A 7,795-nucleotide genomic window follows, 5' to 3' on the forward strand; every position below is an offset into this window, starting at 1 on the left:
GCACCTTACCGGAGGGTGAGGTGTTGCACTCAGTTTTTGCGGCCGCCTGGTGATTGCAATGACCGCCACTCATTCTGACCTACAAACATAACCTCAAGATGATTGAAGAATTACAAATTTGAAAGAATTCCGGCAGCTGATTGCGCTGCCGGAATGGTGGCTCAACTGTGATCGAGATCCCAGATCCAGTGGGCATCAATCAGGAGGGATAAGTTTGTCTTTAACGTCTCTACTTGTGCCTCTAGGGCCGTTGTGGCTGCCGAAACGGATTGGCGGCGGGCTAAAAGCAATGATTGAAGATCCGCCTCCCCCAACTCATACGCTCGTTGAGTCTGGCTCTTGTTCGTTTCCATCTCCTGAGCTCCGTCCTTGGCAAGCAGATAGCTTTCAAAGGCGCCTTCAGCCAACGCCAGATTTTGTGTAATCAAGGTCGTAAGTTGTCGCTTAACAAGCGCTGAATCGTGCCTAGTAGCGTCTTCCTGCGCCAACGCTTGAGCATAACGCGCACTACGTGACCGGCTAGGTATTGGCATACTCACGCTGACGCCATAGATACGCTCTCTGTTACCCTGCTCAGAGTTCGTAAATACGCCAAATGTGGGGTCGGGTATTTTATCCGCCCGGGCACGTCCGGACAAACCTTCAGCGCGCCTTGCAGTTGCGATGGTGCGCCTCAGCTCATCGCTTTGCTCAATAATTCTCGCCGTCCAGGACTCATCATTTCCAGTAACTTTTACGGGAGCCGGCAGAGCGACTCGCGCTCGCTCAACGCCAGGAAACTTGGTGGTAAGCGCAATCCAAGTCGTAGTTGCCTTCACCTTTGCATCATTACCCGAGCGTAATTGATCGGAGAGCTCTGCCTTAGCGATATTCACGTCAAGCGTAGATGCGTCCCCCGCTCTGTTGCGTTTCTGCACTGCTGCCAGGCTATCTTTAGCCGACTCTACTCCTCTCGCCGCAATATCTCGGGCCTCCTCAGCAGCTTGCCAATCAAGCCAAGCTAACATCAGTTCACGGGCGGCTTCATGCCTAGCTTCACCATAACTAGCCTCCGCAATTTCAAGGGTTGCGGTACTGATATCCGAGTCAGCACTAGACTTTCCAGGGAGCCGTATGGTGCGCTCTACTCCAGCCGTCCACTCGTTATAGTTAGGCCCCCCCTGGACACGACGCTGCTGAGAGGTACCGTTAACTATCCATTCGTAAGGAGATCTTTTAATAATCCCCGCCTCCTGTATAGCCGCATCCAGACTGGCCCGGGCTGACTCTACTCGTGGATCTGCATCCAATAGCTTTGTCGCAATGCTTGCTGGTAAAATTTGAGCAGGTGGCAATGGCATTTCAAAAGACTGAGGCTGAGCCGCTCCACTGGCACCCAGTAGTAATACTAGAAGTAATAACTTTTCCATCACACCAGAACTCCCGAACGGTAAATAGGGGTCGACCAATAGCGAATACCCGAGCTAGTGAAAAGCCTCTCAAATTCACTAATCCAGAGTTCGAAGCGTTCCTCGTCTACCACGACAACGATTTCCGTTTCTTTAGCGCTTCCCATAACCTGCTCCGCAGAGTTCAACATGGAGTTGGATAGTCCATGTACTGAAACCACCCTGCTCGTAAAGACTCCGATGCTAGGATCACAAAGAAAATAGTCAGAAACCTTCTCTTCAAGACTTAGCGGCAAAAGTAGAGTAATTCGCAAGTTAGGCATTGGAGCTCTCCTTTTTCGAATGAGCAAAACGCAAATACAGTATCGGTAAGAGGAGAAGTGTCAATGCCGTAACAGTGATCAAGCCGCCTATCACTACAATAGCCAAAGGGCGTTGAATTTCTGAGCCAGGGCCCGTTGCAAATAGAAGTGGAACCAGTCCAAAAGCAGTAATAGAAGCAGTCATGAGGACTGGTCTTAACCGGCGCCTTGAACCTTGGATGACTACGTCTTTAATAGCCATCCCTTCATGATAGAGCTGATTGAAATAGCTGACCAAGACGATCCCGTTGAGTACCGCGATACCTAACAGTGCGATGAAGCCGACTGAAGCTGGCACTGACAGATATTCGCCAGTAACCCAAAGGGCAACGATACCGCCTACAAGTGCAAAAGGAATATTGCTAAGAATAAGCAGAGCCTGTCTGACGGATCCAAATGTCGAAAACAGCAGCACGAAAATCAAGCCAAGTGCGACTGGAACCACAATAGATAATCTCGCAGCAGCGCGCTGTTGATTCTCGAACTGCCCACCCCAAGTAATTGTGTAACCTTTGGGTAATTCGATATTTTTGGCAACCGAAGCCTTGGCCTCCTCAACAAAACCTACCAGATCCCTGTTACTCACGTTCGCAATTACTACGCCATATCGGCTACCCATTTCACGGTCAATTTTAACGGGGCCGTCCGCACGAACTAACTTGGCGACATCGCGCAGAGGAACAGACATTCCTGAAGGTGTAGTGATAATCAAAGCATCGAACTCCGCCGGTGAGGTACGAACACTTTTATCAGCACGAATCAAGATCGGCGTACGCTGATTGCCCTCGATCACAATGCCAGCTTGCTTACCTTCAATCTGAACTCTAAGTATGTTTTGAATGGTTTCAACATCAAGTCCTAATCGACCTGCTTGCAATCGGTCAATTTCGACTCGCAAGTATTGGACACCGTCATTTTGAACCGTATAAACGTCCTGGCTACCGTTGATTGTCTTCAGTAATTCTTCAATTTGGGTTCCGAGCTTATTGAGTGTGCCAAGGTCTGGGCCATATACCTTCACGGCCAAGTCGCCCCGAACACCAATAATCATTTCAGATACACGCATTTCGATAGGCTGAGTAAAGCTGTATTCGATACCAGGTAAATTATCTAGAACTTTACGAATCTCATTCAGCAAATCTTCCTTAGAGCTCATGCGCCACTGGTCTTTTGGCTTGAGCAGCAAATAGGTGTCAGTCTGATTGAGACCCATAGGATCCAAACCAATCTCATCAGAGCCAGCGCGAGCTACAACTCCTTTTATCTCTGGTATAGCCGTCATCAACGCCATTTGAATCTTTTTATCCAGCTCGGCAGTTTGCTCGAGACTGATGGATGGCAATTTCTCTATACCCACGATCAAGTCCCCTTCATCCATTGTAGGCATAAAGGTTTTACCGACTTGTGTGTACACAATCCCAGCGGCTAAAAGCATAACTGCAGCACCAACAAACACTACTTTTTGCTTCTGCATGCCCCAACTCAAAATCGGGTTATAGAGCCCTAGAAGCTTTCTCGCCAACCAAGGATCTTCATGCTTTACCTCTTTTAAAAAATAAGATGAAAGCACAGGTATAACAGTTAAGGAAAGCAGCAACGACCCTGCCAGTGCAAAAGCAATCGTCAGCGCTACAGGGACGAAAAACTTGCCCTCAAGGCCTTGTAGGGTCATTAGAGGGAGGAAAACAGTAATGATGATCAAGATACCAGAAGTTACAGGAACAGCGACTTCTCGAACGGCTCGGAATATGAGATGAAGCCTTGGAACTTTTCCACGAGACTCATCGGTAGCCAGTCGCTGCACGATGTTTTCAACAACGACCACTGCCGCGTCGACCAGCATCCCGATTGCAATTGCTAACCCCCCCAAGCTCATAAGGTTGGCAGACATATTAAATAGTCGCATAAGGATGAAAGTAATCAGCGCCGCAAGTGGCAGCACGAGCGCAACGGTCAAAGCCGCACGAATGTTCCCCAAAAATAGTGCAAGTAGAATGATGACGAGTACGGTTGCTTCAAGTAAAGCTTTGAAAACAGCACCGACAGCTTTATCTACCAGAGACGAGCGGTCATAGAAACTCGTAATCGATATCCCTGCAGGTAAGGTAGGTGCTAACTCTGCCAATTTGTCCTGCACGCCTTTAACCACCTCACGCGCATTTGAACCAGCAAGGCCTAGTACCAATCCTTGCACTGCTTCATTGGTGCCATTCTGAGTTACTACGCCATAGCGTGTGAGCGTTCCGATCTGTACTCTCGCAATGTCGCTAACTCGAACCGGAGTTCCGGTCGTCGCACTCACCACTATATTTTTTAGATCGTCAAGCGAGTTAATGCTGCCCTCACTTCGCACCAATAATACTTCATCGCCTTCGGCCAAACGTCCTGCACCATCGTTCCGATTATTTATACTTAGAGCATTCGATAGTTGCTCCAGGGTTATTTTATTGGCTGCCATCTTCATAGGGTCAGGAAGCACCTCAAAAGTGCGCACCAAACCACCCAGGGAGTTGACATCGGCAACTCCAGGCACTGTCCGCAGCGCCGGCCTAATTACCCAGTCCAACAAGCTTCGGCGTTCTACCAGCGATAAAGAGTCTCCGTCGACCGTAAACATGAACATTTCCCCTAACGGGGTAGTGATAGGAGCCATGCCACCGGAAATACCCTCCGGTAAACTGTCCGACAGATTTCCGAGTCGCTCAGCAACCTGTTGGCGAGCCCAGAAAATGTCGATGCCATCCTGAAAATCGATGGTGACGTCTACCAGACCATATTTCGTCACTGATCGAAGTGTTTTGGTGTTCGGAATGCCAAGCATCTCAACTTCGACGGGTACTGCGATACGACTCTCTACCTCTTCCGGCGTCATGCCGGGGGCTTTCATAATAATTTTAACTTGAGTGCTTGCAACGTCTGGAAACGCATCAATCGGCAGGCCGCGATAGGCATACCAACCCGCAGCAGAAATCAAAACCGTAACCAAAATTATAAATAATCGTTGGGCCAGAGAAAATTGAATGAGCTTGTTCAAAATCATTCTGCTTCCCCTTCAGCAAGCCAGGCGCCTTTCAGCGCAATCACACCACTGATAGCTACTTGGTCTCGTGGTTGAAAGTCACCTTCAATTCGCACGTATTGGCCTGTACTGGCCATAACTTCGACAGGGCGGACTGAAAAGCCCTGCTCAGTTTTCACAAATACGACTGAGTCTGCCTTATTGCGAGCGATAGCGGACAATGGTAGATCCCAAGTATTTCCTGAAGATGCTACTGGAATATCGACTGAAATATACTCACCAGGCCTCAGCTTACCTTGAACGTTCTCTATTTCTGCTCGCATTATTACAAACTGATTGCCCGACGCTATAATGGGGCTGATGCTTTTAATTTTCCCTGATACATCTTTACCTACAACATTTACAATAGTACCTAAGCTTATATTTTGCGCAGCCGTTGAAGTGGCCTGTATATCTACCCACAGAACCTTGACTTGGGCGATATTCAATAAAGCTGTAGCAGCATCAACTCTCTGGCCGGGCTTCACCGAGATAGACGTGACAATACCGTCTTGAGCCGCCGCCAAAATAATTCCGTCCGAAGGCGAACCCGACTTTATAATTTTATCGGTGTCAGACTTCGAGAGACCTGCAAGTGAAAGTTCTGAGCGCACCTGTGATAGCGTTGCCTCAGCCTCACGTAAGGCTGCCTCCGCTTCTTGCGCCCTCCGTTGAGGAATAATGCCCTCTTCAAAGAGAGTATTTTCGCGGTTGTAGGCTTTTCTAGCGAGGCTTGCTCGAGATGAAGCCTGTAGCAATTCAAGCTGCAATTGGCTCATGGCGGGGCCTGTCAACCGCACCACCGGGTCACCTTTTGTTACAACCTGAAATTCCGAGACGAGAAGCTGCGAAACCATAGCCTGCATCGGTGACGTAACGATCTGTTCTGCGCCGGGAGGTACGACCACCTGAGCAGGGTAACGATTTTTTAGATCTCCAGAGTTACTAAGAACTGGTGCTGTCTGGATTCCCATCGTCTTCATCTGATCGGTGCTTATATTAAGCTGTTCAACCGCCCAGGCTTGACTTCCTAAAAAACAGGAAACCAAAAGCGTGATGTTCCGGCGAAGTTTGAAGCTAGTGGTTTTCGTCATCTTCTTTCCTAATAACGTAAGTCGCTCGCCAAGCCATTGGGCGCTCTCTATCTGGCCTTACGAGTCAAGTAAAGCCGGATTGCTTAAAGCTGGCCTATAGCAGTTCAGCGAAGTTTGGCATGTTTAACCTAGAGGTATTTGGTGATTTGTTTGAACGCTTCCAACGGTGCGCGCTCGCCATTACCCAGTGCCGAAACGGTGTCCTCTAGACAGTGATCAATGTGATCCTGGATGAGCGTCCGCTTGGCTTGGCACACCGCTTTTTCTACAGCATGCAACTGCTGTGCGATGTCCACGCATTGGCGCCCCTCTTCGATCATGGTGATGATGCCTCGCAAATGACCGTCCGCCCGCTTGAGGCGCTTGATGATTGCCTCATGACTTTGGTGAGTGTGGGGATGGCTGTGTTCTTGTTCGTGTTCACTCATGACTTGAGGCTCAGGCTTCAATGAATTATGCTGGCATCCTATCCCCCCTAGGAGGATATAGTCAAACGTAAGAAAGCCCCATTCAACAGGTAGAAAACCGAACTCCATGTTCAGCAGGACACTGACAATAACGGTGGTAATCGCGCTTGCTCTCGCTATGTTGGTGGCTTGGGCCGGGCATACCTATTCGGTATCAGTGACGTCGACACAGCCAGCCTGGGAGATCACACAAGACGCCAATCATTCCCACGGCGAAGAGGCCTCATCCAGCTATTCAAGTCTTTCAGATCACTACCATTCGCCATTGACCCCTGATCATCAGCACGAGACGCCGCAACTCACTGCCGCGTTGATGCTGGCGACATCCCCTATGCTAGCCATCCGGGTCGATGCGCTTCGACACTCTGTTCCGCTGCCGCCGATATTTTTGATCGAGCGTCCACCCCGTCCTGCGTTCGCATCCTGACCATGGCCGCAATGCGGCCCACGATCACTGCAACGTAGGATTAATTCATGCATTCGTACTCAATGAGCGGTGTTGGCGCATTCTCTGCGCCCTCGCATCGCCCGCTATTACTGTTGTTTTTGTTTTTGGCGGCACTTTTCTTCGGCATGCCCGAAGCGATGGCGCATGCCGTCGCTGAAGGTGACAAGGGTTTCATCCAAGAAAGCACCGGAATCATGTTGTTGCCGTTCATCTATATGGGCGCCAAGCACATGATGACGGGCTACGATCACTTGCTGTTCCTGTTCGGAGTAATCTTCTTCCTCTACCGCCTGAAAGACGTGGGCCTCTACGTCACGCTGTTTGCGGTGGGACACTCGGTCACGCTGCTGCTTGGCGTACTTACAGAGGTCAGCATCAGCTCGTACATCATCGACGCCATCATTGGCTTCTCGGTGGTGTACAAGGCGCTCGACAACCTGGGCGCATTCCAGCGCTGGTTCGGTTTCCAACCCAACACCAAAGTGGCCACGCTGATCTTCGGCTTGCTCCACGGTTTTGGTCTGGCGACGAAGATCCAGGAGTACGAGATCTCGCCTGATGGCCTGATTCCGAACCTGATCGCCTTCAATGTTGGCGTTGAGATCGGTCAATTACTGGCCCTCAGCGCGATTCTCATCCTGATGGGGTACTGGCGTCGCACTGGTGGTTTTTGGCGCCACGCCTATACCGCCAACGTCGCCATGATGAGTGCCGGGTTTCTGCTAATGGGTTACCAAATCACCGGCCTGTTTCTCTCCGCGTAAGGAATTCTGACCATGTTTAATACTCCGCTTCCAACTGTTAATGAATTGCCAAGCACTCGCAAACTGGTGCGCTCGACTGTCATTGCACTGCTGACTGCTGTCGGTCTGCTGGTGACTGTTGTCATGCCTTCGGAATACGCCGTTGATCCAACAGGTGTGGGCCGAGTGCGGATTTCGGTGAACGTGACCGAGCGTTTCGCTAATACGTGACCGG

At 50.0% G+C, this 7,795-nt stretch carries 6 protein-coding genes and 1 pseudogene; 2 read left to right on the forward strand and 5 right to left on the reverse strand.

Features of this window, described 5'->3' with window-relative positions; all coding sequences use genetic code 11:
- Window positions 1-161 precede the first annotated feature (161 nt).
- The 5 genes from H096_RS26515 to H096_RS26535 all read right to left on the reverse strand — a co-directional run bounded on the left by H096_RS26515 (window position 162) and on the right by H096_RS26535 (window position 6,330).
- On the reverse strand, window positions 162-1,409 hold the full coding sequence (locus tag H096_RS26515) for a TolC family protein (protein WP_033902317.1): 1,248 nt from the start codon (window positions 1,407-1,409) through the stop codon (window positions 162-164).
- Window positions 1,409-1,711 (reverse strand): DUF3240 family protein, encoded by a 303-nt coding sequence (locus tag H096_RS26520; protein WP_033902318.1) that lies wholly within the window; start codon window positions 1,709-1,711, stop codon window positions 1,409-1,411. The genes H096_RS26515 and H096_RS26520 overlap by 1 nt, the downstream gene beginning before the upstream one ends.
- A complete protein-coding gene (locus H096_RS26525; RefSeq protein ID WP_186352427.1) occupies window positions 1,704-4,790 on the reverse strand; it encodes a CusA/CzcA family heavy metal efflux RND transporter in 3,087 nt (1,028 codons plus the stop codon). The genes H096_RS26520 and H096_RS26525 overlap by 8 nt, the downstream gene beginning before the upstream one ends.
- Complete coding sequence (locus H096_RS26530) at window positions 4,787-5,902, reverse strand: efflux RND transporter periplasmic adaptor subunit (protein ID WP_051422214.1); 1,116 nt, start codon at window positions 5,900-5,902, stop codon at window positions 4,787-4,789. The genes H096_RS26525 and H096_RS26530 overlap by 4 nt, the downstream gene beginning before the upstream one ends.
- A 128-nt stretch (window positions 5,903-6,030) precedes the next feature.
- The gene (locus tag H096_RS26535; protein ID WP_033902319.1) at window positions 6,031-6,330 is read right to left on the reverse strand and encodes a metal-sensing transcriptional repressor; all 300 of its coding nucleotides are present in this window, start codon (window positions 6,328-6,330) and stop codon (window positions 6,031-6,033) included.
- 513 nt (window positions 6,331-6,843) lie between these two features.
- Between H096_RS26535 and H096_RS26540 the strand changes: the two genes are divergently transcribed.
- On the forward strand, window positions 6,844-7,581 hold the full coding sequence (locus tag H096_RS26540; protein WP_033902320.1) for a HupE/UreJ family protein: 738 nt from the start codon (window positions 6,844-6,846) through the stop codon (window positions 7,579-7,581).
- Window positions 7,582-7,593: 12 nt separating this feature from the next.
- Window positions 7,594-7,746, forward strand: a pseudogene (locus H096_RS33660) (transmembrane anchor protein); the annotation flags it as partial.
- Window positions 7,747-7,795 lie beyond the last annotated feature (49 nt).

The organism is Pseudomonas sp. FH1 (assembly GCF_000510895.2).
GTDB classification, from domain to species: domain Bacteria; phylum Pseudomonadota; class Gammaproteobacteria; order Pseudomonadales; family Pseudomonadaceae; genus Aquipseudomonas; species Aquipseudomonas azotoformans_A.